At 64.0% G+C, this 26,663-nt stretch carries 28 protein-coding genes; 13 read left to right on the top strand and 15 right to left on the bottom strand.

From position 1 onward, the window contains the following. The first annotated feature begins 145 nt into the window (after positions 1–145). On the top strand, positions 146–1,144 hold the full coding sequence (locus tag AC5P6E_RS14340; protein ID WP_010483521.1) for a polyprenyl synthetase family protein: 999 nt from the start codon (positions 146–148) through the stop codon (positions 1,142–1,144). Positions 1,145–1,258: 114 nt separating this feature from the next. Here AC5P6E_RS14340 and AC5P6E_RS14335 read toward each other — a convergent pair whose 3' ends face one another. Then, positions 1,259–2,044, bottom strand: coding sequence for a dienelactone hydrolase family protein (locus AC5P6E_RS14335; RefSeq protein WP_019337088.1), 786 nt, complete (start codon positions 2,042–2,044; stop codon positions 1,259–1,261). A gap of 133 nt (positions 2,045–2,177) precedes the next feature. Between AC5P6E_RS14335 and AC5P6E_RS14330 the strand changes: the two genes are divergently transcribed. Continuing rightward, positions 2,178–2,771 carry an SMI1/KNR4 family protein gene (locus tag AC5P6E_RS14330; RefSeq protein WP_019337089.1) on the top strand — a complete coding sequence of 198 codons (594 nt, stop codon included), beginning with the start codon at positions 2,178–2,180 and terminating at the stop codon, positions 2,769–2,771. 60 nt (positions 2,772–2,831) lie between these two features. On the opposite strand, the gene murD is transcribed toward AC5P6E_RS14330, so the two are convergent. The 3 genes from murD to AC5P6E_RS14315 form a co-directional block, all read right to left on the bottom strand. Next, positions 2,832–4,241 carry a UDP-N-acetylmuramoyl-L-alanine--D-glutamate ligase gene (gene murD, locus AC5P6E_RS14325; protein WP_495231059.1) on the bottom strand — a complete coding sequence of 470 codons (1,410 nt, stop codon included), beginning with the start codon at positions 4,239–4,241 and terminating at the stop codon, positions 2,832–2,834. Beyond that, positions 4,222–5,574 (bottom strand): UDP-N-acetyl-alpha-D-muramoyl-L-alanyl-L-glutamate epimerase, encoded by a 1,353-nt coding sequence (gene murL / locus AC5P6E_RS14320; protein ID WP_495231058.1) that lies wholly within the window; start codon positions 5,572–5,574, stop codon positions 4,222–4,224. The genes murD and murL overlap by 20 nt, the downstream gene beginning before the upstream one ends. A gap of 76 nt (positions 5,575–5,650) precedes the next feature. Continuing rightward, positions 5,651–8,245: a bifunctional aspartate kinase/diaminopimelate decarboxylase gene (locus AC5P6E_RS14315; protein ID WP_495231057.1), complete on the bottom strand. Its 2,595-nt coding sequence runs from the start codon at positions 8,243–8,245 to the stop codon at positions 5,651–5,653. Between the two features lie 75 nt (positions 8,246–8,320). On the opposite strand from AC5P6E_RS14315, the gene AC5P6E_RS14310 reads away from it, so the two are divergent. Both AC5P6E_RS14310 and AC5P6E_RS14305 read left to right on the top strand, forming a co-directional pair. Next, the gene (locus AC5P6E_RS14310) at positions 8,321–9,193 is read left to right on the top strand and encodes a PhzF family phenazine biosynthesis protein (protein ID WP_043396944.1); all 873 of its coding nucleotides are present in this window, start codon (positions 8,321–8,323) and stop codon (positions 9,191–9,193) included. Positions 9,194–9,283: 90 nt separating this feature from the next. Further along, positions 9,284–10,162: a PhzF family phenazine biosynthesis protein gene (locus AC5P6E_RS14305; protein WP_191862949.1), complete on the top strand. Its 879-nt coding sequence runs from the start codon at positions 9,284–9,286 to the stop codon at positions 10,160–10,162. Positions 10,163–10,261: 99 nt separating this feature from the next. Here AC5P6E_RS14305 and AC5P6E_RS14300 read toward each other — a convergent pair whose 3' ends face one another. Next, positions 10,262–10,693, bottom strand: coding sequence for an OsmC family protein (locus AC5P6E_RS14300; RefSeq protein ID WP_005408443.1), 432 nt, complete (start codon positions 10,691–10,693; stop codon positions 10,262–10,264). A 372-nt stretch (positions 10,694–11,065) separates the two neighbouring features. Here AC5P6E_RS14300 and AC5P6E_RS14295 point away from each other — a divergent pair, with 372 nt between their 5' ends. The 4 genes from AC5P6E_RS14295 (at position 11,066) to AC5P6E_RS14280 (ending at position 13,310) form a co-directional block, all read left to right on the top strand. Continuing rightward, a complete protein-coding gene (locus AC5P6E_RS14295) occupies positions 11,066–11,464 on the top strand; it encodes an HU family DNA-binding protein (protein ID WP_010483539.1) in 399 nt (132 codons plus the stop codon). Between the two features lie 254 nt (positions 11,465–11,718). Then, positions 11,719–12,027, top strand: coding sequence for a DUF3861 family protein (locus AC5P6E_RS14290; protein WP_010483541.1), 309 nt, complete (start codon positions 11,719–11,721; stop codon positions 12,025–12,027). Positions 12,028–12,082: 55 nt separating this feature from the next. Then, the gene (locus AC5P6E_RS14285) at positions 12,083–12,631 is read left to right on the top strand and encodes a hypothetical protein (protein ID WP_191862950.1); all 549 of its coding nucleotides are present in this window, start codon (positions 12,083–12,085) and stop codon (positions 12,629–12,631) included. An 82-nt stretch (positions 12,632–12,713) separates the two neighbouring features. Continuing rightward, on the top strand, positions 12,714–13,310 hold the full coding sequence (locus tag AC5P6E_RS14280) for a YceB family lipoprotein (RefSeq protein ID WP_171953988.1): 597 nt from the start codon (positions 12,714–12,716) through the stop codon (positions 13,308–13,310). 38 nt (positions 13,311–13,348) lie between these two features. Here the strand turns inward: AC5P6E_RS14280 and AC5P6E_RS14275 are convergent, their stop codons facing one another. Further along, positions 13,349–13,891 (bottom strand): type 1 glutamine amidotransferase domain-containing protein, encoded by a 543-nt coding sequence (locus AC5P6E_RS14275; protein ID WP_010483547.1) that lies wholly within the window; start codon positions 13,889–13,891, stop codon positions 13,349–13,351. 129 nt (positions 13,892–14,020) lie between these two features. After that, positions 14,021–14,488, bottom strand: coding sequence for an SET domain-containing protein (locus AC5P6E_RS14270; RefSeq protein ID WP_010483549.1), 468 nt, complete (start codon positions 14,486–14,488; stop codon positions 14,021–14,023). Positions 14,489–14,697: 209 nt separating this feature from the next. On the opposite strand from AC5P6E_RS14270, the gene AC5P6E_RS14265 reads away from it, so the two are divergent. The 5 genes from AC5P6E_RS14265 to AC5P6E_RS14245 all read left to right on the top strand — a co-directional run bounded on the left by AC5P6E_RS14265 (position 14,698) and on the right by AC5P6E_RS14245 (position 20,000). Continuing rightward, entirely contained in the window at positions 14,698–15,153 is a 456-nt protein-coding gene (locus AC5P6E_RS14265; protein WP_005408436.1) for an SUF system Fe-S cluster assembly regulator, read from the top strand. Positions 15,154–15,170: 17 nt separating this feature from the next. Further along, positions 15,171–16,646, top strand: coding sequence for a Fe-S cluster assembly protein SufB (sufB, locus tag AC5P6E_RS14260; protein ID WP_010483551.1), 1,476 nt, complete (start codon positions 15,171–15,173; stop codon positions 16,644–16,646). Between the two features lie 74 nt (positions 16,647–16,720). Continuing rightward, a complete protein-coding gene (sufC, locus tag AC5P6E_RS14255) occupies positions 16,721–17,485 on the top strand; it encodes a Fe-S cluster assembly ATPase SufC (RefSeq protein ID WP_019659403.1) in 765 nt (254 codons plus the stop codon). Continuing rightward, positions 17,485–18,747 carry a Fe-S cluster assembly protein SufD gene (gene sufD / locus AC5P6E_RS14250; RefSeq protein WP_134735517.1) on the top strand — a complete coding sequence of 421 codons (1,263 nt, stop codon included), beginning with the start codon at positions 17,485–17,487 and terminating at the stop codon, positions 18,745–18,747. Before sufC ends, sufD begins: the two co-directional genes overlap by 1 nt. Beyond that, positions 18,744–20,000 carry a cysteine desulfurase gene (locus tag AC5P6E_RS14245; RefSeq protein WP_010483557.1) on the top strand — a complete coding sequence of 419 codons (1,257 nt, stop codon included), beginning with the start codon at positions 18,744–18,746 and terminating at the stop codon, positions 19,998–20,000. Before sufD ends, AC5P6E_RS14245 begins: the two co-directional genes overlap by 4 nt. A 1,234-nt stretch (positions 20,001–21,234) precedes the next feature. Here AC5P6E_RS14245 and AC5P6E_RS14240 read toward each other — a convergent pair. From AC5P6E_RS14240 to AC5P6E_RS14205, 8 genes are all read right to left on the bottom strand, one after another. Then, positions 21,235–21,696 carry a hypothetical protein gene (locus tag AC5P6E_RS14240; RefSeq protein WP_019337098.1) on the bottom strand — a complete coding sequence of 154 codons (462 nt, stop codon included), beginning with the start codon at positions 21,694–21,696 and terminating at the stop codon, positions 21,235–21,237. A 31-nt stretch (positions 21,697–21,727) separates the two neighbouring features. Then, entirely contained in the window at positions 21,728–22,210 is a 483-nt protein-coding gene (locus AC5P6E_RS14235) for a hypothetical protein (RefSeq protein ID WP_019337099.1), read from the bottom strand. Positions 22,211–22,323: 113 nt separating this feature from the next. Next, on the bottom strand, positions 22,324–22,587 hold the full coding sequence (locus tag AC5P6E_RS14230) for a hypothetical protein (RefSeq protein ID WP_138984351.1): 264 nt from the start codon (positions 22,585–22,587) through the stop codon (positions 22,324–22,326). Positions 22,588–22,895: 308 nt separating this feature from the next. Continuing rightward, on the bottom strand, positions 22,896–23,402 hold the full coding sequence (locus tag AC5P6E_RS14225) for a hypothetical protein (protein WP_126561029.1): 507 nt from the start codon (positions 23,400–23,402) through the stop codon (positions 22,896–22,898). Positions 23,403–23,942: 540 nt separating this feature from the next. Beyond that, positions 23,943–24,137: a hypothetical protein gene (locus AC5P6E_RS14220; protein WP_019337101.1), complete on the bottom strand. Its 195-nt coding sequence runs from the start codon at positions 24,135–24,137 to the stop codon at positions 23,943–23,945. Positions 24,138–24,207: 70 nt separating this feature from the next. After that, on the bottom strand, positions 24,208–24,651 hold the full coding sequence (locus AC5P6E_RS14215; RefSeq protein WP_138984352.1) for a hypothetical protein: 444 nt from the start codon (positions 24,649–24,651) through the stop codon (positions 24,208–24,210). A gap of 485 nt (positions 24,652–25,136) precedes the next feature. Further along, the gene (locus tag AC5P6E_RS14210; RefSeq protein ID WP_019337102.1) at positions 25,137–25,604 is read right to left on the bottom strand and encodes a hypothetical protein; all 468 of its coding nucleotides are present in this window, start codon (positions 25,602–25,604) and stop codon (positions 25,137–25,139) included. Beyond that, positions 25,601–26,434 carry an RHS repeat-associated core domain-containing protein gene (locus AC5P6E_RS14205; RefSeq protein WP_231298850.1) on the bottom strand — a complete coding sequence of 278 codons (834 nt, stop codon included), beginning with the start codon at positions 26,432–26,434 and terminating at the stop codon, positions 25,601–25,603. Before AC5P6E_RS14205 ends, AC5P6E_RS14210 begins: the two co-directional genes overlap by 4 nt. Between the last annotated feature and the right edge of the window lie 229 nt (positions 26,435–26,663).

The raw sequence follows: 26,663 nt of genomic DNA, 5'->3' as shown, positions 1-26,663 counted from the left end.
GTGGCCTCCGGGGCATGGCGCAGCCTGCATACGTATTCACGCTGGCCGCTGGCGTGACCGCGCCGCAGCGGCGTGCCAGTCCGGTTTGCGCCCGGAGTTCACGGGCAACGCCTATAATCAACGGCGAGCCTGAAAGCCTGATCGCATGACCATCACCGAAGACACCCGTCCCGCCCTGGGCCTGCCCCAGATCCAGTCGCTTGCTGCGGCCGACATGGCCGCCGTCGACGCCCTGATCCGGCGCCGGCTGTCCTCGGACGTCGTGCTGATCAACCAGATCGCCGATCACATCATTTCCGCCGGCGGCAAGCGCCTGCGCCCGATGCTGGTCATGCTGGCCGGCCATGCGGTCGGCCAGGCCGGCCCGGATCACCACCAGCTGGCGGCAATCATCGAGTTCATCCACACCTCCACCCTGCTGCACGACGACGTGGTGGACGAATCCAGCCTGCGCCGTGGCCGCAGCACCGCCAACGCGCTCTGGGGCAATGCGCCGAGCGTGCTGGTCGGCGACTTCCTGTACTCGCGCAGCTTCCAGCTGATGGTCGAACTGGAGCGCATGTCGGTGATGCAGATCCTGGCCGATGCCACCAACCGCATCGCTGAGGGTGAGGTGTTGCAGCTGCTGCACGTGCACAACCCCGATACCGACGAAGCCGCGTACCTCCGCGTGATCGAGCGCAAGACCGCGGTGCTGTTCGCCGCCGGCACCCGCCTGGGCGCGCTGGCCAGTGGCGTGGACGAAGCCAAGCAACAGGCCCTGTTCGACTACGGCATGCACCTGGGCTACGCGTTCCAGATCGCCGACGACGTGCTGGACTACTCGGCCAACGCCGACGAGCTGGGCAAGAACCTGGGCGACGACCTCGCCGAGGGCAAGGCCACGTTGCCGCTGATCCACGCGATGGCCCACTCCGACGACGCCACCCGCGAGCGCCTGCGCACTATCGTGCAGGACGGCGACGCCTCGGCGATGCCGGAAGTGCTGGCTGCGATCCGCGCCACCGGCGGCCTGGAGTACAGTCGCGCGCGTGCCGAGGAATATGCCGAAGCTGCCGAGCGTGCGCTCGATGGCCTGGGCGACAACGACGCGGTCGCCGCCCTGCGCGGCCTGGCCCGCTACGCGGTGCAGCGCTCGCATTGATCGGTTGAGGTGTGCCGACCAACGGTCGGCACCTACCGCGGCTGTGGGTGGATGCCGACCATTGGTCGGCACTGGAACATCGGTGGGTGCCAACCTTGGTCGGCACGCCTTTGTTTACCGGAACCGCTCCTCGAAGAACTCATCCAGCGCCTTCCATGCGCGCTTGGCCGCCCGTTCGTTGTACTGGCAGCCCGGCGGACTGTTGGCATCGCGCTCGGCAAAGCAGTGCACCGCACCACTGTAGTTGGTGAACTCCCAATCGACCTTGGCCGCGTTCATTTCCTTCTGGAAACCGGCGATGTCCTCGGCGGTCACGCTCTTGTCGTCGGCGCCATTGAGCACCAGCACCGACGGATGGCTGCCACCGGCCTGCGCCGGCAACGGCGAGCCCAATCCACCGTGCAGGCTCACCACACCGGCCAGCGGCGCACCGGCCCGGGCCAGCTCCAGCACCGTGGTGCCGCCAAAACAGAAGCCCACCGCGCCGATCCGGCTGGCATCCAGCGGCACCTTGCCGGCCTGCGCCTTGAGCACGTTCACCGCCTCCAGCGCGCGGGCACGCAGCAACGGCCGGTCGTTGCGCAGCTTGGTCGCCACCGGCCCGGCCTCGGCATCGGTCTTCGGCCGCACACCCTTGCCGTAGACATCGGCCACCAGCACCACGTAGTCGTCACCGGCCAGCTGCTTGGCCTTCTCGATGGCCGATTCGTTCACGCCCTTCCAGTTCGGCACCATCACCAGGCCAGGGCGCTTGTCATGCTCGCCGTCGTCATAGACCAGCACGCCACTGAAGGTCGTGCCCTGGTGTTTCCATTCCACCGGCTGCGTCTTCATCGCCGCCCACGCCGGCATCGCCGCCAGCCCCAGGATCATCGCCACACCGCATCGCCAACGATTCATGCGCCTGCTCCGCAAGAAAAAGGGGACGGAGGGGATTAAGCCGTAATCGCCCCTCCCGCGTCGCATTCTGCATTGGCGGCGTGACGCAGGTGTGGTTGGATACGACTTAACCCCCTCCGTCCCCTTTTTTCGCATGAATCTTGTTGATCGCTTTCTGTCTGGCCTGATCCCGCGTTTGCCTGCCGAGGATGCCCCGCAGTGGGCACATGTCCAGGGCGCCAGCGCCGAAGACCTGCAGCGCCTGCGTGTGCAGTGGCCGCAGGTGCCGGGCAGCCTGGTGGAGCTGCTGTCGCGCGTGGATGGCACCCACTACCGGGAGTACCCCGCGGGCAAGGTCTGCGTGCTGATGCTCGGCTCGGATGTCGAGGACGGCGGCTATCCGTACTACCTGCGATCGGTCGCGCAGATCTTCGAGGACCAGCAGCGGTGGGACGACAGCATCCGTTCCATCTACGAAGAGTGGCTGGATGACGAGCCGGAGATTCTCGGCGAGGGCATCGATGCGGATCTGCCGATGAGCCGCCGGCTGTGTTTCTCGCACTGCATGAACAACGGTGGCACCTCGATGCTGTATCTGGATTTCGATCCGGCACCGGGCGGCACCGTCGGCCAGGTGGTGCGCTACCTGCACGATCCGGACAGCTACGCGGTGATCGCACCGAGCTTCGATGCGTACCTGCAGCAGCTGATCGATGGCGATTACGCGTTCATCGACGAAGACCAGTAGATCCACGCCATGGGTGGATGAATTCCCCGCTGGGTTGCCGGCCAGCGGCCGGCACTACCCTCAGGCGATGCCCAACCCCGGAATCGCGCTGATGCTGTCCGGATCGAACCCGGCCAGTTCGGCGAAATGGCGGCCACGCGCCACGTAGTCGCGGTAAGCACCAAAGCTCGGCGCACCCGGCGACAACAGCACCACCCCGCCCTGCGCGCCCAGCGCCGTGCGCGCCAACGCCATCGCCTCGGCAAGATCGCCCGCAGCGTGCAGGCCGAAGCGGCCGGCGTCGGCCAGCGGCTGCAGCATCGCGTGGATGCGCGGGCCGTTGCTGCCCATGGTCACGATCTCCACCGGCGGCACATCGTGCGCCATGTGCTGCAGGAAGTCGGTCCAGTCCAGGCCACGGTCGTGCCCGCCCACCAGCAGCGCGATGCGCTGCCCGGCGAAGCACTCCAGCGCAGCCAGGCTGGCATGCGGCGTGGTGCTGATCGAATCGTTGACGTAGGTCAGGCCATCGGCCACGCCAATCCGCTGCAGGCGATTCGGCAGCGGGCGGAAATCCTGCACCGCCGGTGCCAGCGCCACCGCGTCCAGGCCCAGCGCTTCCAGTGCAGCCAGCACCGCGCACAGGTTGCCGCGGTTGTGGCGGCCCGGCAGCGGCGTGTTGCGGGTATCGAACACCGCCTGTTCGCCGCGATACACGATGTCGCCCCGCATATGCCAGCCCTGCGGCTGGTTGAACCAGACCACCTCACTATCGGGCAGCGACAGTGCCGCCAGGTGCGGATCGGCGGCATTGAGCACGGCGATGCGCGGCGCAGCTTCAGTCACCAGCCGCAGCTTGTCTTCGATGTAACGTTGTTCGCTGCCGTGCCAGTCCAGGTGTTCGGGGAACAGGTTCAGTACCACCGCCACCTGCGGATGAGCGCCACTGCGCGCCACTTCACCGGTCTGGTAACTGGACAGTTCCACCGCCCAATACTCGGGTGCCGGCTGCGGATCCAGCACTTCCAGCAGCGGCAGGCCGATGTTGCCGACCAGGCCGGTACGATGACCGGCGGCACGCAGCAGGTGCGCGACCAAGGCGGTGGTGGTGCTCTTGCCCTTGGTACCGGTCACGCACACGGTGTCGTGCACGATGCCGTCGTCGGCCGCGTGTTCGGCAAACCACAACGCGGTGCCGCCGATGAAGGTGGTGCCCTGCTCTGCCGCCGCCAGCGCGATCGGCTGGTAAGGGCTGATGCCGGGCGACTTGATCACCACATCGAACGCGGCCAGCGCATCGGCCGAGGGTTCGCCACGCACGTCCAGCGCGCCCTGCGTTTCCGCACGCGCGGCTTCGGCTTCAGCGGCCGGGCAGAACAGGCTCAGGCCAAGCGTTGGCAGGCGCTCACGCAGCACCGCAAACGCGGCGCGGCCCTCACGGCCCCAGCCCCACAGCGCAACGTGCTTTCCCTCAAGCTTCGAAATCTTCACGGACCCGTTCCCACAGCGCAGCCGGAACGCGGTGCTCGCCCTGCAGCTGCAGCAGCGGCGCCAGTTCCAGTTCGGCGGCATCCAGCTGCGGCTGGATCTCGTTGCAGAAGCGCTTCACCAGCACATCTTCCTTCCACTCCGGGCGCTGCGCCAAGGTCGCCATCGCTGCACGCGATTCGCGGCCCTCGCCCACGCACTCGAACGGCTTGTGGTCCTGGAATTCCAGCAGCGCATCGAAGCCACCGGCCTGCTCGGCATCGTCCAGCAGGTTGCGGCCGAAGATGCGCACCAGGCGCGTCTTGGGCATGAACGGGGCCAGCGCCAGGAACACGAAATGGCACTTCGGGCAGACGCCGCACCAGCGGTTCACCGGGCGCTCGCCGAGGATGTGGAAGTTGCGGTTGCAGCTGGAGAAGTGCGCGTCGTAGAAATCAGTCTTGGCGAACTGGCGGGCCACCGCCAGCTCGGACATCGGGCGCAGCAGCGAGTAGTACTGCAGGTCCGCCGCCACGTGCGCCTGCACATGGCTGCCGAAGGCCTGCTCGAACGCCCAGCCCTTCGACCACTGGTGGTTCACTTCGCCGGTGCCCGGAATCTGGCTGCCGTAGCTGGCCGAACGCTCATTGGAGAACACCACCTGGTCCACGCCCTGCAGCAGCGCGGCCAGCACCATGATCGCCGAGTTCACCGCGGTGACCGGGATATGGCCGTTCCAGGCGCCCTGGCGGTTGAGTTCGAACAGTTCCGGTGCCAGCGCGCGGCCCAGGTTGAGCGTCGGCAGGCCGGTACGCTCGGCACAGGCACGGATCAGTTGCGAACCACCGATCCAGGTCACCGTTTCGTCCACGCCGGCACGGCGCAGCGCTTCGATGCTGACCAGCGAATCCTTGCCGCCGCCGATCGCCACCAGTGCGTGCGGCTGCAGGCCCAGCACCGGTGCCTGCACCACTTCGCCCTGCACCGGCAGGCGGAAACGCCCGCGCAGGTTCAGGCCGTTGCGGTAGGCGAACTCGCCCAGGCCATTGAGGTAGACCGTCTCCACCAGCGCCGCGGTATCGGCATCGATGGCGTAGCTGTCGATGCTGACCGTCTCCGGCACGCCCGCCTTGTAGTAGCTGACACCGGCGATCAGGTGCAGCAGCTGCAGCGCGCGCTGCACGGCGGCGGTACGCGCCTCGTCAAGCACGAACGGGGCGCCCGGCACGGTGATGGTTTCCACCATCTCCGGGCCGTCATCGAAGGCGTAGACCAGCTTGGCCACGCCGGTTTCCGCAGCGAATTCGCAGCGGACGAAGCGGAAGCGGGAAACCTGGTGTTTGTCGAAAGCAGTCATGGTGTATCCGGTCAGGCACGGGCCCGCGCGAGGGCGCGGGGCGTGTCGGTGGGCGGGTGCAGGGCGCGCGCGGCGATCATTCGATCACGTCTTCGCGCGGCAGCATCCGCTGGTTGTAGGTGTTGGCCATCGAATAGCCGTAGGCGCCGGCATCGGCGATCAGCATCACGTCATCCGGCGCGGTCGACACCGGCAGCTTGCGGCGCTTGCCGAACACATCGCTGGATTCGCAGATCGGGCCGACCACATCGAACGCCGCTTCGGCATAACCGCCCTGGCGGCTGAGGTTCTCGATGTCGTGCCAGGCGTCGTACAGCGCCGGGCGCATCAGTGCATTCATGCCGGCATCCAGGCCGACGCGGCGCACGCCCTCCTTTTCCACCACCTGGGTGACATGGGTCAGCAACACGCCGGACTCGGCCACCAGGTAGCGGCCCGGCTCGATCGCCAGGCGGAATGCCGGATGGAGTGCCTTGACCTCGGCCAGGCCCTCGGCCCAGGCGTCCAGGTCAAACGGCTCGTCTTCGTCGCTGTACGGAATCGGCAGTCCGCCACCGATGTCGATGGTCTGCACGCTGCCGATGCGGCGGGCGAAACCGGCCAGCTCATCGCACATCAGGCGCCAGTGCTGCGCGGTCTCCACGCCACTGCCCAGGTGCGCATGCAGGCCGACCACGCGGCTGCCCAGGTCGGTGGCCGCGCGCACGAACTCGTCGACACGGGCGATCGGCAGGCCGAACTTGGACTCCTTGCCGCCGGTGCGGACCTTGGCGTGGTGGCCCTCGCCCCGGCCCAGATCGACGCGCAGCCACAGCTCGCGGTTACGGAACAGGTCCGGCCAGCGCTGCAGCGCTTCCACGTTGTCGACGGTCACGGTCACGCCGAGCGCAAACGCCGCCTCGTACTCGCTGCGCGGGCAAAAGCTGGGGGTGAACAGCACGCGCTTGGGCGACAGTTCCGGCAGGTGCTGGAACACATGCTTCAGCTCGCCGTGCGACACGCACTCCAGGCCGAAGCCTTCGGCTTCCAGCAGCTGCAGGATGGCCGGGTGGCTGTTGGCCTTGATCGCGTAGTAGCGCTGGTCGATCGGCTTGATTGCGGCCAGTGCACGGGCGCGGGCGCGCACCGTCGGCAGGTGGTAGACGTAGCGCGGCGTACCGGCATCGGCCAGCTGCAGCAGGTGCGCACGCTGGCCGCGCCACCACGGCGTGCCGCGCGGGCGCACGGTGCCGGCAATCTCGCGCCAGCGCGGGCCGAACACTTCGGTCTCTTCCACCGGCATCGCGCCGCTGTCGATCAGCTCTGCGTGCAGGATCGGCAGCAGGCCATCGGCATCGGCCTCGTCGATGACGAAGGTCAAGTTCAGGTCGTTGGACGACTGCGAGATCATGTGCACGCGCTCGCGGCCGAAGGTGGCCCACACGTCCGACAGCTTGTGCAGCAGCGACCGCATGCCGCGGCCCACCAGGGTGATCGCCGCGCACGGCACGATCACCTTCACCTTGCAGATCTGCGACAGGTCGGCCGACAGCGCGGCCAGCACATCGGTGTTGACCAGGTTCTCGGACGGGTCCAGGGACACGGTGACGTTGGTCTCGGCCGAACCGATCAGGTCCACCGACAGGCCGTGCTTCTTGAACAGGTTGAACACATCGGCCAGGAAGCCGACCTGCTGCCACATGCCGATGCCTTCCATCGACACCAGCACGATGCCGTTGCGGCGGCTGATCGCCTTTACCCCCGGCACCGGCGCGGCGCTGCCGTCGATGCTGGTGCCCGGCAGTTCCGGGCGCTCGGTGTCGAGGATGGCCATCGGCACGCCGGCATCGCGGCACGGCTTGATCGAGCGCGGGTGCAGCACCTTGGCGCCGGTGGTGGCGATTTCCTGCGCCTCGTAGTAGTCCAGGCGGGTCAGCAGGCGCGCGTCCGGCACGTCCTTCGGGTTGGCGCTGAACATGCCCGGCACATCGGTCCAGATCTCCACGCGGCTGGCGCCGAGCAGCGCACCGAAGTACGCCGCCGAGGTATCCGAGCCACCGCGGCCGAGGATGGCGGTGCCGCCATCGGCATGCCGCGAAATGAAGCCCTGGGTGATCAGCAGGCGGGTCGGCTGCGCGCGGAAGCGCTGCATCCACTCGGCATCGGCACGCCACTGGCAGTTCACCGACAGGCGCTGCGACCAGTCGCTCTGGTTCGGCTGCGGCGGCATCGCATCCAGCCACTGGCGGGCATCCATCCAGCCCATGTCCAGGCCCGTGGCGTGCAGGTAGGCTGCGCCCAGGGTGGAGGACAGCAGCTCGCCCTGACCCAGCACTTCAGCCTGCCAGTCCAGCGGACGGGTCGCGGCGCGCGCGTCGTCCAGCAGGCCCTGCAGCGCCGCCAGGCGTTCGGCCAGTACCTCGCGGCCCAGGCCCAGTTCAACCAGGAAGCCCTCGTGGCGTTCGACCAGCGCCGCCACGCGATCACGGCTGTCCGGTGCGCCGTCGGCAATCGCGGTCAGTTCGTTGGTGACCCCGGACAACGCCGACACCACCACCAGCACGCGCGAGCCGGTCTCTTCCGCACGTTTTTTCGCCAGCTTCCCGATCGTGTCCCAGCGATGACGACGCGACACCGAGGTGCCGCCGAACTTCAGTACGATCCAACGATCGACAAGGGGGGAAGCTGACATGGATTGGCTATGTAGAATGTGGGGAAGCCGCCCTCGGGGGCGGAACCTTTGATTCTAAGCGCAATATCCCCGTAGATGGCCGTCCTCCGTTACCTGCAGCTCGATGTCTTCGCCCCCCGCCCCGGCACCGGCAACCCACTGGGCGTCATCCTGGACGCCGACGGGCTCTCCAGCCGCCAGATGCAGGCCCTGGCCGCCTGGCTGAATCTGTCCGAGACGGTGTTCTTCCTGCGCCCCAGCGCGCCGGGTGCCGACTACCACATCCGCATCTTCACCCCGACCCGCGAGCTGGCATTTGCTGGCCACCCCAGCGTCGGCGCCGCCTGGGCCGCGGTGAGCTGTGGCTTGGCGCAACCGCGCGACGGCGCCCTGCTGCAGCAATGCGCGGCGGGGTTGCTGCCGGTACGGGTGAGCGGTCCGGCCGAGGCACTGCAGATCCAGCTGGCCAGCCCACCGGCACGGCAACTGGACACGAGGGTGGACGCCGCGCCGGAGACGCTGCTGGCGCTGGCGGCCAACGGGCACGTGCCCGAACTGTGGGACAACGGTGCACGCTGGTGGCTGCTGCCGCTGCGCGACGCCGCCGCCGTGCGCGGACTGGCGCCAGACATGGCGGCCCTGCGCGACTGGAGCCTGGCCACCGACGCTACTGGCCTGGCCGTGTTCGCCGACGAGCCCGGCGACGACCACGCCCGCGTGGTGCGCGCCTTCTGCCCCGCTGACGCGGCCGCCGTACCCGAAGACCCGGTGACCGGCAGCGCCAATGCGCTGATCGGCGCCTGGCTGCGGCAGCGCGATGCCCTGCCCGGCCGCGAAGGCCGCTACGTGGCCAGCCAGGGCCGCGAAGTGGGCCGCGATGGCCGCGTGCAGGTGCAGGTCGACGCGCAGGGCACGGTGTGGATCGGCGGCCAGGTGCAGTGCGTGATCGACGGCAGCATCCATTGGTAGCGTCGGGCCACGCCCGGCGAACGCCGCACACGGACGCCGGGCATGGCCCGGCGCTACCGTACCCCTCTCGTTCTACGGAGTTTGCCCCCTATGACCACCCGCCGTTTCCTGCAGCTGGATGTGTTCTCCCCGCGCGCCGGCGCCGGTAACCCGCTGGCCGTGGTACTCGATGCCGAGGGCCTGGACGATGCCAGCATGCAGGCCATCGCCCGCTGGACGCGACTGCCCGAAACCACCTTCGTGTTTCCACCGCAGGCACCCGGTGCCAGCTACCGGCTGCGCATGTTCAGCCCGCAGAAGGAAGTGCCGTTCGCCGGCCACCCCAGCGTCGGCACGGCGCATGCGGTGCTGCAGGCAGGCCTGGCCACACCGATCGATGGCGTGCTGGTGCAGGACGGCATTGCCGGCGCCCTGCCGCTGCGCGTCAGCGGTGAGGGTACGCAGCAGCGCATCGCCATCCGCACCCCGCGCGCGCAGCTGGCCGAGACTGCCGAGGCGACCGATCCTCGCCTGCAGGCCGCACTGAAGGGCTGGCCGCTGGGCACGCTGCCACCGGCACGCATGCAGGGCGGGCGCAGCTGGTGGGTGGTGCAGGTGGCCGATGAGGCCGCATTGCGCGCGCTGCAGCCGGACTGGGATGCGGTGGCCGCACTGGCCGAGACCACCGACAGCATGGGCGTGTTCGCCTATGCCTTCAGCGATGGCAGCGAGGGCTTCGACCTGGCGGTACGTGCCTTCGTCGGCAATGGACGCCGCTTCGAAGACGCCGCCTCCGGCGCCGCCAACGCCGTGCTGGCCGCATGGCTGGACCTGCGCGATGCGCTGCCGCGCGGCCGCGCACCGTTCGAAGTCAGCCAGGGCCGCGAAGTGGGCCACGATGCGCGCCTGACGCTGCTGGTCGACGAGGACGGCGAGGTCTGGTCGGGCGGCCAGGTGCAGACCGTCATCACCGGCACCATCGATTGGTAAAGGGACACTGTAGAGCCGAGCCCACGCTCGGCTGTTCTTCGGCCAGATCACGGGACCTGCAGAAGCCGAGCCTGGGCTCGGCTCTACAGATGCGCCGGCTCAGCCCAGCTCGGCTTCCAGGCTGATCGGCACGGCGCTCAGTGCCTTGGACACCGGGCAGTTCTGCTTGGCGTCATCGGCAATCGCACGGAACTGCGTGGCGTCGATGCCCGGCACCACCGCCTTCACCTTCAGCCGGATCTGCGACAGCTGCGGGCCGCCTTCCAGCGACAGATCGACCTTGGCTTCGGTATCCAGCGAGGTCGGGGTAAAGCCGGCTTCGCCGAGCTTGGCCGACAGCGCCATGGTGAAACAACCGGCGTGCGCGGCAGCGATCAGCTCTTCCGGATTGGTGCCCTTTTCGTCGCCGAAACGGCTGTTGAAGCCGTAGCGGGTCTTGTCCAGCAGGCCACTCTGCGGCGTGCTCAACTGCCCCTTGCCCGACTTCAGATCGCCTTCCCAGTGCGCGGTGGCGTGTCGCGAGATTCCCATGTGCTGCTCCTGCGTGACGGTGATGAACGGTCACCCTCGCACGGGAGGCGTTAGCCCTGCGTCGCTCCGCCGCACGCTGGAGGTCGTCTTCCGAACCCGGCGCGTGGACACTTCCTCGCCAACCGGAAACGCATTTCCCTCTTGTTTTCAGTGGTTTCGCGCATTCCGACGATGGGCGGGCGCCGGCCATGGCGTGCGCTGCCACACCCCCATCCCCCACTGCCGGCCATGTACTGAATCGGCCTGGATATGAAAAAACATGCACTTTCCGCGCTTCGGGCTATTGGCGGCGCCCGAGAGTTGCCCTACATTGCGCTTGCCGACGGGGTTCGGCGCCGACCAAACAACCAACCGTTCACGGAACAGGAAACCATGGCAAAGACCGCTAAGAAGGCTGCCCCGAAGAAGGCAGTGAAGAAAGTCGCGACGAAGGCAGCCGCCAAGCCGGCCGCTCCGAAGCCGATCAAGGAAGTGCTGACCAAGTCCGGCCTGGTTGCACACATCGCTGAAGCCTCCGGCGTCATCGCCAAGGACGTCCGCGCTGTGCTGGCCTCGCTGGAAAGCGCCGTCGCCTCCTCGGTGCACAAGAAGGGCGCTGGCTCGTTCACCCTGCCGGGCCTGCTGAAGATCACCACCGTCAATGTGCCGGCCAAGCCGAAGCGCAAGGGCATCAACCCGTTCACCAAGGAAGAGCAGTGGTTCGCTGCCAAGCCGGCCACCACCAAGCTGAAGGTGCGTCCGCTGAAGAAGCTGAAGGACGCCGCGCTGTAAGCGCGCGCCCCAACGCGGATTCCGACGGGACGGCTCTGGCCGTCCCGTTTTTTTTGTCCCAACCACAGCCCGCAACACAGCGTTGCCGCATCCCCGGGAATGCGCGTACAGGCCCGTCGCCATTGGCTGGGCGTGGTGCGTTGCGGCCCCGGAACGTACCGGGTGGAACACTGCGTGCAGCCCCGGCCATCGCCGCCGGGCACGGCCTTGCCTAAGGTGGGCACATCCTCCACAGCTACGGCGAGCGTCCCCTCATGGCCAGCCCCTCCACCCGCTACCGGATCTCGGTGACCCCCATCGAAAAGGACGGGTTGCAGTGCACCGGGCGCTGCACCATCGAACTGGAACATCGCGCCAGCCGCGACCTGATGCGCCTGCTGGAAGCGGCGCCGCGCACCGCAGGCATCAGCGGCGACGAGCGCGCGACCCTGGTGATCGCCACCCAGCTGCTGCGCGACATCGTGCAGCGCCACGCCGAAACCGAAGGCCATGCCTTGGCCGCCATCGCCGCGCAGGTGCTGCCGGCGCTGGATGCACTGGAACAGCTGCCCTCCTCCCGCTGATCGCGGCACAGCCGATACACTGCCTCCTTCCGTTCGCCTCGGGGAGGAGGCAGACATGCGCAGGTTCCTGATACTGATCGCACCGCTGGTGCTGCTGGCCTGTTCCCGGCCGCCATCGCAACCTCATCCTGCGGATGCCGCTCCGCCGGCCACGACCGAGGCGGCTGCCCGCGCGAAGCCACAGGCCGTCGCAGAAGGCGATGCAGCGGCCGTGCAGGCCATCGATGTCGATCCCCTGTTTGCCGCCGTCGCGGCCGAGGCCGAGCTGCCGGCGGGAATGCTCAATGCCTATGTCATGGCCCTGCTCAATCGCGATCGCAAGGCCATCGACGCCGCATGGACCTTCCCGCCCAGCGATGCACGACGCGCCGACGATGCCGCATTGCGCCAGCTCACGGACGTGCGCAGCCTGCGCCTGACCAGCGAACTGCCAGTCGCGCGCGACGGTCACCAGCCACCGCAGCTGCTGGAGGTTCCGGTGCAGATCCGCGCGGTGACCGCTGAGGGCACCTTCCGCTTCGGCGGCTGGTACCGCGTGCAGCCCAGCAGCGATGGCCGCGCCTGGCAGATCCAGTCGGCGCAACTGCGGCCATCGCTGGACTGAACCGTTGCAGCGGCATGCACGCGCGATTCAGCCGGCAAGGCTACTCTTTGGTCCATCCATTCCGCATTCACCGGTCACCGCCATGCGCCTGCGTTCCCTGATGACCCGCCTCGCGGCCTCCACCGTGCTGATCGCTGCTGCGATCGGCGCCCAGGCCGCCCCTTCCATTTCCGGCCGCGAACTGTCGGTCGGTGCCAGCGACGTGCAGCAGTACCTCGATGGCAGCTTCCCGCGCACCCAGGACGCCCTGGGGGGCCTGATTGCCCTGACCATGAGCCATCCGCAGCTGAGCCTTCCGGCCGGCGAACGGTTGAACCTGGGCATGGACGTCGCACTGGCCACCGCCGGTGGCAACCCGTCCAAGCTGGGAACGGTGAAGCTCAGCAGCGGCCTGCGCTACGACGCGCAGACCCAGGGCTTCCACCTGCAGCAGCCGAGCGTGGATGACTTCACCCCGGCCAACCAGGGCGGTCGCCTCGATTCGCGCACCCGCGGCCTGCTCAATGCCTGGCTGAGCGACTACGCCCAGCGCGAACCGATCTACAAGCTGGACCCGGCCGTGGCCGGGGTGCTCGGCGCGCTGCAGGTGCAGTCGGCACAGGTGAAGAACGGCAAGCTGGTGGTCACCTTCAACCAGAACCTGGGCAACCTGGTGCCGGCAGGCGTGCTGGGTAAATGAGGTAGTGCCGGCCGCTGGCCGGCACTACCGGTAGCGCATCAGGCGGCAAGTGCCTTGACCACCGCCTCACTGAAGGCGGGGATGTCGTCCGGCTTGCGGCTGGTGATCAGGTTTCCATCGATCACAACCGCGGTATCGCGCCATTTCGCACCTGCGTTGACCAGATCCTGCTGCAGGGACGGCCAGGACGTCACGTCGCGCCCCTCAGCAAGGCCGCTGTTGATCAGCAACCACGGGCCGTGGCAGATGGCCGCGACAGGCTTGCCGGCTTCATCCACTGCCCGGATGAAGCCGAGTACAACCTCGTCGGTACGCAGCGTGTCCGGATTGATGACGCCTCCGGGCAGGACCAAGGCATCGAAGCGTGCCGGATCCGCTTCATCCAGCGGAATGTCCACCGCGACGGCGTCGCCCCAGTTCTTCTCCTTCCAGCCCTTGATCGTCGCCTCCTTTGCGGGCGACACCACGCTGACGCGCGCGCCCTCGGCTTCCAGCAGCCGCTTGGGTTCGGTCAATTCGGACTGTTCGAAGCCGTGGGTGGCCAGGATGGCAATCTGCTTGCCCTTCAATCGCTCTGCCATGGGTGCACTCCGGTTGGGGGAGCCGACAGAATGGAAGAACGGCCCTTGCACGGCGGTGACCCTGCCGTGCACGGCAGGTGGAGACCCTCCGGGTAGTGCCGGCCAGTGGCCGGCAGTCCCCGGTACCGGTCAGCGCTTGGGCTGCAGCATGGTGCCGGTGCACTTGGGCGAGCCGCAGCGGCACTCCCAGATCTTCTTCAGCTTGGCGGTATGACGCTCGGCCAGGGTGATGCCGTAGTTGTAGGTCAGTTCCTCACCGGCCTTGATATCGCGCAGCGCCTCGATGAACACCTTGTCGCCACGGCTGTCGCCGTCCTCGTCTTCCTCGATCACTGCCTCGCAGTTCGGGTCGCAGCTGTGGTTGATCCAGCGCGCGTCGTTGCCCTTGTAGTTGGCATCGATCACCCAGTCGTCATTGAGGGTGAACAGGAAGGTATGGCCACTTTCAACGTCGCCGCTGTCATCGGCATCAACGTCGCCGTGGCTGCGCAGCAGGCCCTTGTACTGGATCACGCGCTCGCCCTGCTTGATCGGGGCCACGGAAAACACACCGTTGCCGTGGATGGCGGACTTGCGGGCTTGGATCTTCTTGGGCATCGGCAAGGGAAGTCTGCAGCGAAAGGAACGTTGATTCTCGCCCATTCCGGGTGATTGCGAAAATCACCCCGTTGGCGCAGCATTGCGCCTTGGCAACGGCCCCGGTGTGTCCTCCCGGCCCGGCCCCAGCGCCGGCTGAATGCCCGGGTTGGATGGCGACGAATAAAAGCGTACAATTTCAGTCCGCTTTAAGAGCCACTCGCATCCCCATGTTGCGCGTCACCAAACTCACCGATTACGCCACCGTCGTACTGACCGTGCTCGCCGCCCGTCCGGGCGAGGTGCTCAGTGCCACCGAGCTGGCCGAATTCACCGGTCTGGAGCCGCCCACCGTCAGCAAGGTACTCAAGCCGCTGGCCCAGGCCGGCCTGGTTGAAGGCCTGCGCGGCGTCCGTGGCGGCTACCGCCTGACCCGCCCGGCCATCGAGATCTCGCTGTTCGAAGTGGTCGAAGCAATGGAAGGGCCGCTGGCCCTGACCGAATGCAGCCATGACCACCACCAGTGCGGCATGGCGCCCAAGTGCGGCGCGCGCAGCAGCTGGCGGCTGATCAACGACGTGGTCTCCGAGGCCCTGCGCGATGTCACCCTCGCCCAGATCCTGCCCCCTCTCCCCCTTGCCGATGACGAACAGCGCCGCACCATCGCTGTCGACGTCGTCTCCTGATCCGTAGGCAGCCCCCCATGGCCACCGAAACCATCGAAAACGTCGCCCACGACGACACCCCCAACCGCGAGATCCACGAGCAGCTCGGCCGCAAGTATTCGGCCGGCTTCATCACCGAGATCGAGTCGGACTCCCTGCCGCCGGGCCTGGACGAGGACACCATCCGTGCCCTGTCGGCCAAGAAGGAAGAGCCGGAGTGGATGACGCAGTGGCGCCTGGACGCCTACCGCCACTTCCTGACCATGCCGATGCCGGACTGGGCCAAGCTGGAGATCGCCCCGATCGACCTGCAGGCGCTCAGCTACTACTCCGCGCCGAAGGGCCCGAAGTACGCCTCGCTGGATGACGTGCCCAAGGAGCTTCTGGACACCTACGACAAGCTGGGCGTGCCGCTGCACGAGCGCGCCAAGCTGGCCGGCGTGGCGGTGGACGCGGTGTTCGATTCGGTGTCGGTCGGTACCACCTTCCGCAAGGAACTGGCCGAGAAGGGCATCATCTTCTGCTCGATGTCCGAGGCCATCAAGGAACACCCGGAGCTGGTGCGCCAGTACCTGGGCACCGTGGTGCCGGTCGGCGACAACTACTTCGCCGCGCTCAACTCGGCGGTGTTCTCCGATGGCAGCTTCGTGTTCATTCCCAAGGGCGTGCGCTGCCCGATGGAGCTGAGCACCTACTTCCGCATCAACGCCGGCCACACCGGCCAGTTCGAGCGTACCCTGATCGTGTGCGAGGACAAGGCCTACGTGTCCTACCTGGAAGGCTGCACCGCGCCGATGCGCGACGAGAACCAGCTGCACGCCGCCGTGGTCGAGCTGGTCGCGCTGGAAGACGCGGAGATCAAGTACTCCACCGTGCAGAACTGGTACCCGGGCGACGAGAACGGCGTCGGCGGCATCTACAACTTCGTCACCAAGCGTGCCGAATGCCGTGGCGCGCGCAGCAAGGTCACCTGGACCCAGGTCGAGACCGGTTCGGCGATCACCTGGAAGTACCCGTCCTGCGTGCTGCTGGGCGACGATTCGGTGGGCGAGTTCCACTCGGTGGCGCTCACACACCACCGCCAGCAGGCCGACACCGGCACCAAGATGATCCACATCGGCAAGCGCACCAAGAGCAAGATCGTCAGCAAGGGCATCAGCGCCGGCCGAGGCCAGAACACCTACCGCGGCCTGGTGCGGGTGGACCGCAACGCCGATGGCGCGCGCAACTACACCCAGTGCGATTCGCTGCTGATCGGCAAGCAGTGCGGCGCCCACACCTTCCCCTACATCGAGGTGAAGAACCCGGGCGCCACCGTCGAGCACGAGGCCACCACCTCCAAGATCTCCGACGACCAGCTGTTCTATTGCCGCGCCCGTGGCATCAGCCAGGAAGACGCGGTGTCGATGATCGTCGACGGCTTCTGCAAGCAGGTGTTCCGCGAACTGCCGATGGAGTTCGCGGTGGAAGCCAAGAAGCTGCTGGAAGTCTCGCTGGAAGGTTCGGTGGGCTGACCGCCCGCCCCTGCCCCTCGCAAACGCATTCTCTTTACCGGCGGGCCGCGGCCCGCCCCACGGAAATCCCCACCATGCTGAAGATCGAAAACCTCCACGCCCGCATCGGCGACAAGGAAATCCTCAAGGGCCTGTCGCTGGACGTCCAGCCGGGCCAGGTGCACGCCATCATGGGCCCGAACGGCGCCGGCAAGTCCACCCTGGGCAATGTCCTGGCCGGCCGCGACGGCTACGAAGTGACCGAAGGCAGCGTGCAGTTCGATGGCGTCGACCTGCTCGACCAGGACCCGGAAGCGCGCGCCGCCGCCGGCCTGTTCCTGGCGTTCCAGTACCCGGTGGAAATCCCGGGCGTGAACAACACCTACTTCCTGCGCGCGGCACTGAACGCCCAGCGCAAGGCACGCGGTGAGGAGGAACTCGATTCCATGCAGTTCCTCAAGCTGGTGCGCCAGAAGCTGGCCGTGCTGCACCTGAAGGACGAACTGCTGCACCGTGGCGTCAACGAAGGCTTCTCCGGTGGCGAGAAGAAGCGCAACGAGATCTTCCAGCTGGCCGTGCTGGAACCGAAGCTGGCGATCCTGGACGAAACCGACTCGGGCCTGGACATCGATGCACTGAAGAGCGTGGCCGATGGTGTCAACGCACTGCGCGCTGCTGATCGCTCGTTCCTGGTCATCACCCACTACCAGCGCCTGCTGGACTACATCAAGCCGGACGTGGTGCACGTGCTGGCAGATGGCCGCATCGTCAAAAGTGGCGGCCCGGAGCTGGCACTGGAGCTGGAAGCGCACGGCTATGATTTCCTGAAGGACCGGGTCGTGCCCGAGGCGGCGGTCTGATGAGCGCCCTGCTTGATTCGATGGCCCAGGCCTTCTGCGGCAGCGATGCGCGCCGCGAAGTGCTGGATGCGGCCCTGCGTGACGGCCTGCCGGCCGCCCGCAACGAAGCCTGGAAGTACACCTCGCTGCGCCAGCTGGAACGCCGTGCGTTCGCTGCGGCACCGCTGCAGGGCCCGGCGCTGGACGCCGCCCTGCTGGACGACATCCCGGCGCCGCGCCTGGTGTTCGTCAACGGCCGTCTGGATGCCGCGCTGAGCGACGTGCAGGCCTTGCCGGCCGGCGTGCAGCTGCAGCCGCTGTCGGCCGCACTGGCCGCCGGCGAAGACGCCGTGCGTTTCCTTGGCCGCCGCTACGAGCGCAGCGAGGAGATCTTCGCCCGCCTGAATGCCGCGCTGGCCGATGAAGGCGTGGTGCTGCGCGTGGATGAAGGCGTGCAGGTCGACGTGCCGCTGCAGCTGGTGTTCGCCAGCGTCGCCGGTGACACCGACCTGGCCTGGCATCACCGCCACCTGATCGAACTGCGTGCCGGCGCCAGCCTGGGCGTGGTCGAGCATCGCTTCAGCGTGGGCGACTCCGCCCACCTGGACAATACCGTGCTGCATGCCCATGTCGCCCGCGATGCCGTGCTCAAGCACGCCCGCGTGCAGGCCGGCAGCGCGCGCCAGACCAGCTTCCTGCGCACCGACGCGGTGCTGGCCCGCGACGCGCAGTACCACCGCGTGGACCTGGAACTGGGCGCCGCGCTCAGCCGCCATGAACTGAACGTGCGCCTGGAAGGCGACAATGCCCAGCTGACCGCCAACGGCGTGCTGCTTGGCAATGGCCGCCGCCACGTCGAAACCCGCCTGGGTATCGACCACATCGCACGCGATACCGCCTGCGAACTGCTGTGGCGCGGCGTCGCCGCCAACCGCAGCCGCGTGGTGTTCCATGGTGGCATCCAGATCCGCGAAGGCGCCGATGGCACCGACGCGAACCTGTCCAACAAGAACCTGCTGCTGTCGGCCGATGCCGAGATCGACACCCAGCCAACGCTGGTGATCGACGCCGATGAAGTGAAGGCCGCGCATGGCGCGACCGTCGGCCAGCTCGACGCCAATGCGCTGTTCTACCTGCGCTCGCGCGGCCTGCCGCAGGCACAGGCGCAGGCACTGCTGAGCGCCGCGTTCTGCCACGAGCCGTTGAAGATCCTGCCGGACGCACTGCGTGCGCAGCTGGCACGCCGCCTGGACAAGGCGCTGGCCGAGGCAGGTGTGGCATGAACCTGTCCACGCCGCGCCCGATCGAAGAACGCACCGGCGCCCCCGACTGGGACCGCGTCCGCCTCGACTTCCCGCTGCTGATGCGTGAAGTGCACGGCAAGCCGCTGGTCTATTTCGACAATGCCAATACCGGCCAGAAGCCGGTGCAGGTGATCGGCGCGGTGGACGAGTTCTACCGCCGCTACAACGCCAACGTCAGCCGCGCGGTGCATGCACTGGGCAGCGAAGCCACCGACGCCTACGAAGGCGCACGCAACACGCTGGCGCGCTTCCTCAACGTGCGGCCCAGCGACCTGGTGCTGTGCAGTGGCACCACCTTCGCCATCAACCTGGTGGCCTATTCGTGGGCGCTGCCTCGACTGAAGGCCGGCGACGTGATCCTGATCACGCGCATGGAGCACCACGCCAACATCGTGCCGTGGCAGCTGGTCGCGCAGCGTACCGGCGCCACCATCCGCGTAGCCGAGATCACGCCTGACGGCGCACTCGATCTGGATGCGCTGCGCGCGGCGATGACCCCGGAGGTCAAGCTGCTGGCCGTCACCCACGTCTCCAACGTGCTGGGCACGGTCAACCCGGTGCGCGAGATCTGCCGCGAAGCGCGCAAGCGCGGCATCATCACCGTGGTCGATGGCTCGCAGGCCGTGCCGCACCGCAAGGTCGATGTCGCCGCGATCGGCTGCGATTTCTACGCCATTACCGGCCACAAGATGTGCGGCCCGACCGGCACCGGCGCACTGTGGGCGCGCCGCGAGCACCTGGATGCGATGCCGCCGTTCCTCGGTGGCGGCGAGATGATCAAGGAAGTCAGCTTCGACGGCACCGTGTTCAACGATGCCCCGCACAAATTCGAAGCCGGCACCCCGAACATCGCCGGTTTCATCGGCCTGGGTGTGGCTGCCGACTACCTGCAGCAGCTCGGCCAGGAGAACGTGGAAGCCCGCGAAGCCGAACTGCTGGCGCACTTCACCGAAGAGCTGCGTCGGGTGGATGGCCTGCGCATCATCGGCGAAGCGCCGGAGAAGGCTGCGGTGGTCTCGTTCCTGATCGATGGCGCGCATGCGCACGATCTGGCCACCCTTCTGGATCTGGAAGGCGTGGCCGTGCGCTCGGGTCAGCACTGCGCACACCCGTTGCTGCAGTACTTCGGCGTCGCGGCTACCTGCCGCGCCTCGCTGGCGTTCTACAACACGCATGCCGAGATCGAGCGGTTCATGACCGCACTGACCAAGGTGCGGAAGCTGCTGGGCTGAGGATTCGCAAGAATCAGGGAACTACGAGAACGCCGCAGGGAACTGCGGCGTTTTTTATTGCGCGCTGGACGCAAGCAAGCAGAGGCGTAACGGGGAAATGCTGAGTGATGCCAGGAACGGGCAATCTCACCCTAATGCCGATCCATCCATCATCAACGGCCTTGAGACACCGTCTTCTACATGCCAACAAGCATGGATACCCCGGAGGCAATCAAGAAAACGTACATCATCACGACGCCCCTCAACACCCACCGTTCCCCCTGATGGAGCGTCTGCCCTTTGGAAGTAAGGGCAAGCACTGCAATACCGCGCAAGCACCTAAGCCACCAATCAACCTTGATGATTCCGACTGCAGCGAGTACTTCCGGCCGTTCACGCTCGATTTTCAGCAACATTCTGTGAGCCGCAAATGCGTTTACGCACATGGCACCTAGGATGATGGAAGCCCAAATGGGGAAGCTCTCAACAAGGCTTTTCATCGTTCTTCACCCTGGCACCGCGCTATAAAAATCGTCAAACACGCTCCGCAGATCAAATCATTCCGCAATTTCTGCAATACGGCAAACCCCTCCACCCACATCCGCCTCAACCTTGACGTGGAGATTATTCGTAAAATACACATCCCCATGGCAGACCACTCGGACACTGCTCTCGTAGTAAGTTAAAAGAAGTGAGGAATCAGTAGCGACCTCAGGCTTCACAACCCTGCTTTCACCGACAGGAATTGATCCTACGCCTACCACCACCGCCAACCTCCAAGCTGACGTCATAAATCACCTCCCTTCCAACATTCCAACAATCACCGGATCCGACAACCAATCACAACCTTGCAACCCCAGCGAAAGAACCACAGCAGCCAGGCATGAGTGGATTCGACCACTCCACGCGGCTGAGTGCTCAGCATCCAACTTGCAGTTCGCCATTTCTTGCAGCCTCCGAACATGGAGAAGAATCTGCACCTCCCGAACTGATGTACCGCCCCGGCCAGTGTTCCAAAGCCATCAACAACGCGACGGCGCTCGATGACTCAGCCGCCACACTTACACCCTGCTCAGCTGAAGCGAGAAGCTGGCACCGTTCGCGAGCACTGATCAGCTCGGGAAGCGCGACAGAGATTCTCACGATGCCCGACAGGGTTCACCCTCCCACGGGTGTTTAGTCTCTCACCCGGCGAGCCTAACTATCACAGCGAGTTGATCAACTGAAGTGCTGAACAACGACGCTAGCCACTCCTTCAAGAGAACGGATTGGAGATGGCCGCATAAATCACTTCAGGCGGCTCATCAATTCCGAACGCCTCTCTATGCATCATCTCCTCAATATAGCGATGTTTTTCTATGTCCCCAGGATAGGGGCTTGCCACCTCAAGAAAATCACGACCACCAACAGCTACAACAAAACGCTCATGAATATCCCAATAGCACAGTGAGCCGGACGAATGGTGGCGCAGCACAACTTCGAAACCTTCAGCGCGACTATCAATCTCGTAAATATCGTAGGCATCAGCAATGAGAACATCCTCAATCTGCTCGCCGTCCGCAGATATCCTCGACAGCAGCGGCCGGTCACTGCCAGAGACCTTGCAAAATGCGAGCCATATAAAATAGCAATCCACAATTGACAACGACCACGGGTATACAGCGTTGCTCCGCCCTTTCACATATTTCATAAAAAGCAGGGAATCATCACCAAACATGCAACCTACTCCTCCTTAAGTCCAACCTTAATCACCTCTTTAATCTTGGTTCCGGTTCGTTCAGCGCTGAGCCGGGCTGAGGAGTCGATGCGTTCAAGGGCGCAAGAAGACCCTTGACGTACCCACCGAGGCCAACTACGTCCTCAGCTGTACCAATCAGGTCCCGTCGCATCATCTTCTCGACATGCTCTACACCACCAAGTCGCGCGACAACATCCGCAAGGAAAGTGACATCTCCCGCAAATAACGTCACGTCCTGATCCAGCTTTACGACCCAGCGACCATCACGCGAAAACAAGAAATGATCACGCATGAAGTTCCCATCTTCCAGCCAGTAAAAGCGCAGGCTATCCAGCCCTCGCTCAATTTCCACAGAGCTTCCACCGTCGGAGCACTCTGAACATCGAACCGCGCACATTGCGATATCTGCAAAGTGCTCCGAAAGTGCGCTCAGCCACGCCGCCCAAACATCGTTCGGAGCAAAATCCTCATACAGGTTGCGATCAAACGCCATCCCTGCCCAGTCCTCCCGGAGGAGAGGGAGATCCGGAGGGTTAGCATCCGAGAGGGATGCCGCAATGAAATCTGGCCAGCAACATGTAATGCTCATGGCTTCTCTGAGTGCACTCAAGCCCACTCATCAATACTCCGCCTAACGGCCAACACCTGTGCTTCGGCATAGCGGGGATCGCGAATACGGATATCGGCATCATCAAGATAGTGCCATATCACGTGAGGAACCCCGATTTCATACGAACTTGACCGAATCACGTTCTTGATAAATTGCGCCCTCTGGTACCAGCCAGACACCTGTTCCTCGGAAGCAGGCTCGGATTCCAACAGCCTCCACAGACAGGCTAAAACGAGATTCTTTTCATCGATAGCGCTCAATGCGATACCTCATATTCTTCAACCAAGGCGCAACCCCCCAAAGCCTATCGACGTGATCGATCAGCTCGCAATGACACAGACGCAATCGCGCAACGAGGAGAACTGAGCTGCCCAGGAGTGCCATGGCGTAATGTGACATCTGCGACTCTACCAGCGATCGAGAATGTTCCGAAGCCCCTTCCTGGCAAGTGTCACCCCTAAGACGGGGACCATGTGATCACATGTTAGGCGCGCCTTTGAATCATCCCGCTTTCCTGCCATAGAAGGCAGAAATGAAAGCACATGACGTCATTTCCACAACCTATCACTCACTTCAGATCTTCAAGATTGACGAGCACATCTCCAAATTTCGCACGTGGCACGGGACCAGGGATTCGTAGGGAGCGAACTTCAAGGGGGGCGTGAATTTCGCCAAGCAGCAGATCACCTGTCGAATTGTCAGCTTCTCTTGTCCTGAACACCCCAATTATCGAAACCCATGAATACGCGTATTCGTCAAATACGCCTTGCTGCATATCTACTGGACCTCTAATTCGAACTTGAGTCTCCTCAGTCACTCCGGCCTCAAACAACTCTTTGCTTGAACTCAGTACAAAGAGCTCCCGGCTCACCCCGAGATAGCCCTCCATCCGCACCAACTTTCCATCGAATAGCCGGGGCGTAGCAGCTAGTTCCCGGAAGCTGACTCGGCAAGCGGAGCTGCCCTCGACCCCACAGCTCTTTCCAGACGGTTCGCCCCCGCCTTCTTGATGCCTGCAACCAGCCCCGTAGAAAATAAAAAAAATAACCATGAAAAACCGGAAATCAACATTCACGCCCACACCTCTGCGTCGCCATCCAGCGCCATGGGATACCGCTCACCTTCTTCGCTCCACACCCATAAACCCAAGCTCCTCCTGCCAGCCGAAAAGTGCGCGGAATCATTGATAGCCAAGCTCATCAACAATAGCCTTGCACTCGGGATCCAAATCGACATGAAATGATTTCAACTCCCCGGACGGCAGTTTTCCGTCGTCCGAGCGATGCATTACTGCATATCCTCGCAGCCCTGCCACCGTCCCCTCAGGAGCAATGTCGTAGACATCCCCACCCCACCCCCGCGACGACTTTACATAGTCGGCCACCACCAAAAGACAGTTGTCATCCAGCCGACCGCTTCCTATTTCATGTAGCGAACAACCAGCGACAGATACAAGACATAGCACTGAAGTGCGCGCAAACCCTTGAAGAACCATCGCTGGCCGTCGGCATCGAGATGAACTTGTGGATTTCACAGCACTCCCGCCACTTGTCGAGAAACCCAGGAAGGAACACCGTGGGCCGCGTGTCCACCCGCGTTTGCGGTGGTGATTCTATCAATAGCGCGTCAGCCACTGTTTGGCGACAACGTGCTCCCATTCTACTTGGGATAGCCATTCGCCCATCACCCCTTCAGCCATGACCATCCGAACCACCTCACCAGAAAGCTCATACACCGTACGCTCGATGACATTTCCATTGACAGCGGTAATCACCGCCGGTGAAGCCAACGCATCGGTGCAAGTGTACATGACCACTTCATCGGCAGCGCCCAGCACTATATACAGGCTATGCGCACCAACACCGCGATTGCCGCCCGAATCAGTGGAAAGCCAGCCCTTTTTCCTTACGACAGCCCACCCTCGACCTCTCGGCAATAATCGTCACACACTCATTCAAAGGAAGCCCACAGGTGTCCGCCGACCTGACGACACCTTGATGATCGGCCAAGACGAAATATACCCTCACCCTTTCGCTTCCAGCCTGATCAAATGATTTCCTGACATCAATTAAATGTACCCTGCATATTTGCGCTTCTGGCACGCTCCCGGAATCACTAAAAACTGACTCAAGCGCAAGTGCGTAGTGATTAGCCGCTGCGTTTCCCGGATCATGATTCATGACCACATCCAAACGTTCATCTCTTCCGCCACAGGCGGCAATTCCTAAAAAACAAAGCGCCGCCACAATAATACCGGCCAGCCACCCAAAGCGATCAAGCACTTGGGAATTTCTCACTGAAATACCTCCCAAAACTTGGCGCACCCGCAATCTACATCCTTTCACAGAACCTGAGCATTCGCTTCACAATGATCGAGGCACACTGGCGTTCGTCAATACCACAAGTCCCCGCAGTCAAGAGTTTCCCGCTACCATCAGTCAATACATAGAAAATCCTTCTATTTCTCCGCCCCTCCCGAGAGAGTTCGAGCTGCGATACCACTAACTCTGCATTCACTTCCCGCTCCCCATCCACAGGGCGCGAATGTATGAGTTCATCCATATCAGCATGGATCTTCTGAGATGAGGAGCTGTCGTGGTCCTGGTTGGCCACCCGAAGAAGACAACCGCGGTCCTGCACACAGGAGGCAAGAAGCAGCATCGGTAAGGCAGCAGATAGAGAAATTATGATCTTCATCGAGACCTGCCCAACCAATAACCTCGAGTTCAAACCAGAATGCGCTCCGCACCACCCGTTCCTATCATCGAATCCAAACGAATTATTATCGGCATTCGCGCAACTGCTGCCTCTAATTGGAGAGCCCCACCCCGCAAGGTGGAACCCCGACCCGTTCATGCCGCAATCTCTGAAGATCCATCTCCATCAGTTCGCGCGTAGTCTCCGGCGGATCAAGACGCAAACCTTCCTCGAGGATTTGCATCGCGCGCTTACAGTCTCCCCCGCCTTGCTCAAGGGAGAGAAACAGTGCCAATCGCTGCATTGAACTAACGTCCATTCGTGCGACCCCCTCCTCAAGCCAGTAGCGATACCGCTCCATGTCGCCACGCGTCGAGTAGTGCCATTCAAGCTTAAGACGGGCCCCTGCATTCCCGTTTTCAGCCATCGAAATCTGACGTTCCAACTCTTCCTCGGAAAGGGCCAAACTTGGCGCTTCATCATGCTTCTCATTTCGGGAAAGCCGCTCTTCCTGGGGCTCCCCGTTACCGCAGCCAACAAGCAGCAAAGACAAAACAACGGAATTCGAAAGAATTTTCATTGCTTCACCTTCACCGTTTCCATTCTACGAATTCCGGACCCCAATTCAGGCTCAGCAAACTGATAGGATATTGAACCATCAGCTTTGATCGTAATCGAACGAATAGCTGGACCCGTCGGCCCCGTCCCTCCAGGCGAGAACCTTTGCCATACACCTGCACCTCCGGTTCCGTTCTCACCCATACTGACACGGAGCGTCATGTCATCTCCAGGCTTGTAGTTTTTTGGATAGCGAACGAATCCGTTGGGAGCATATACGGACGACTTATTCAGGTTCGCCCATCCCTGAGCAAAAGCCTTTGCCTGACCGATTTCCGCCCCAAGGTGGCAACCTGCCATGAATATTTCCTGGCCCTGTTTTAGCCCAAACTGGGTCCGAGCCATATTCCATGAGCTGACTGTGGAGTAGTTTTCCATGCGCCCCCCTCGCTGGTCCTGAATGACCATGTTATTGGCGTGCCCTCCGACCGTGAACTTGCCCGGAATGTTGAGCGCATCTCCTGCCGCTCTCAGCCCGTTCGGATCAGCTTCACTGAACACGTTCATGTCTGCCCTGCCGTCCGGATCCTTGAACTTATACGGATTGGCAGAAGCGTAGCGATAGCGATTGAATGAAGCCCCTTCCGAACTAGCTGCAACTGGATCAGCCCCCAGAAATGCGACAGTTTGGAAGTCATAGTACCGCTGCTGCATGTAACTCAGCCCGGTCCCGGAGTCCGTCACATGCCCCGTATATCCCGGCCCATCCTTCAACGGCCGATTCACCACCGCCCCATACGGCTCATACACCGTACGCTCGATGACGTTTCCGCTGGCATCGGTGATCGCCACAGGTGACCCAGTGCGTCAGTGTGGATGTACTCGACGACTTCCTGTGCGACCGCCGGAGCCACACAGGCCGCCAGCAGCACCACCGTGGGCACCGCCCGAATCAACAGCGAACAGAGTCCATTCATGGCTTAGTCCCAATTCAATACGCCGCGGGTGACGGGGAAGTCTGCGGACCATGCCGAACAGCCACCGGCGTTGCAGGCCCTGACAATGTAGAGACTGGCGCAGT

Source organism: Stenotrophomonas sp. YJH_SMC_16 (genome assembly GCF_059367875.1).
This window is presented reverse-complemented; position numbering and strand designations above follow the sequence as displayed.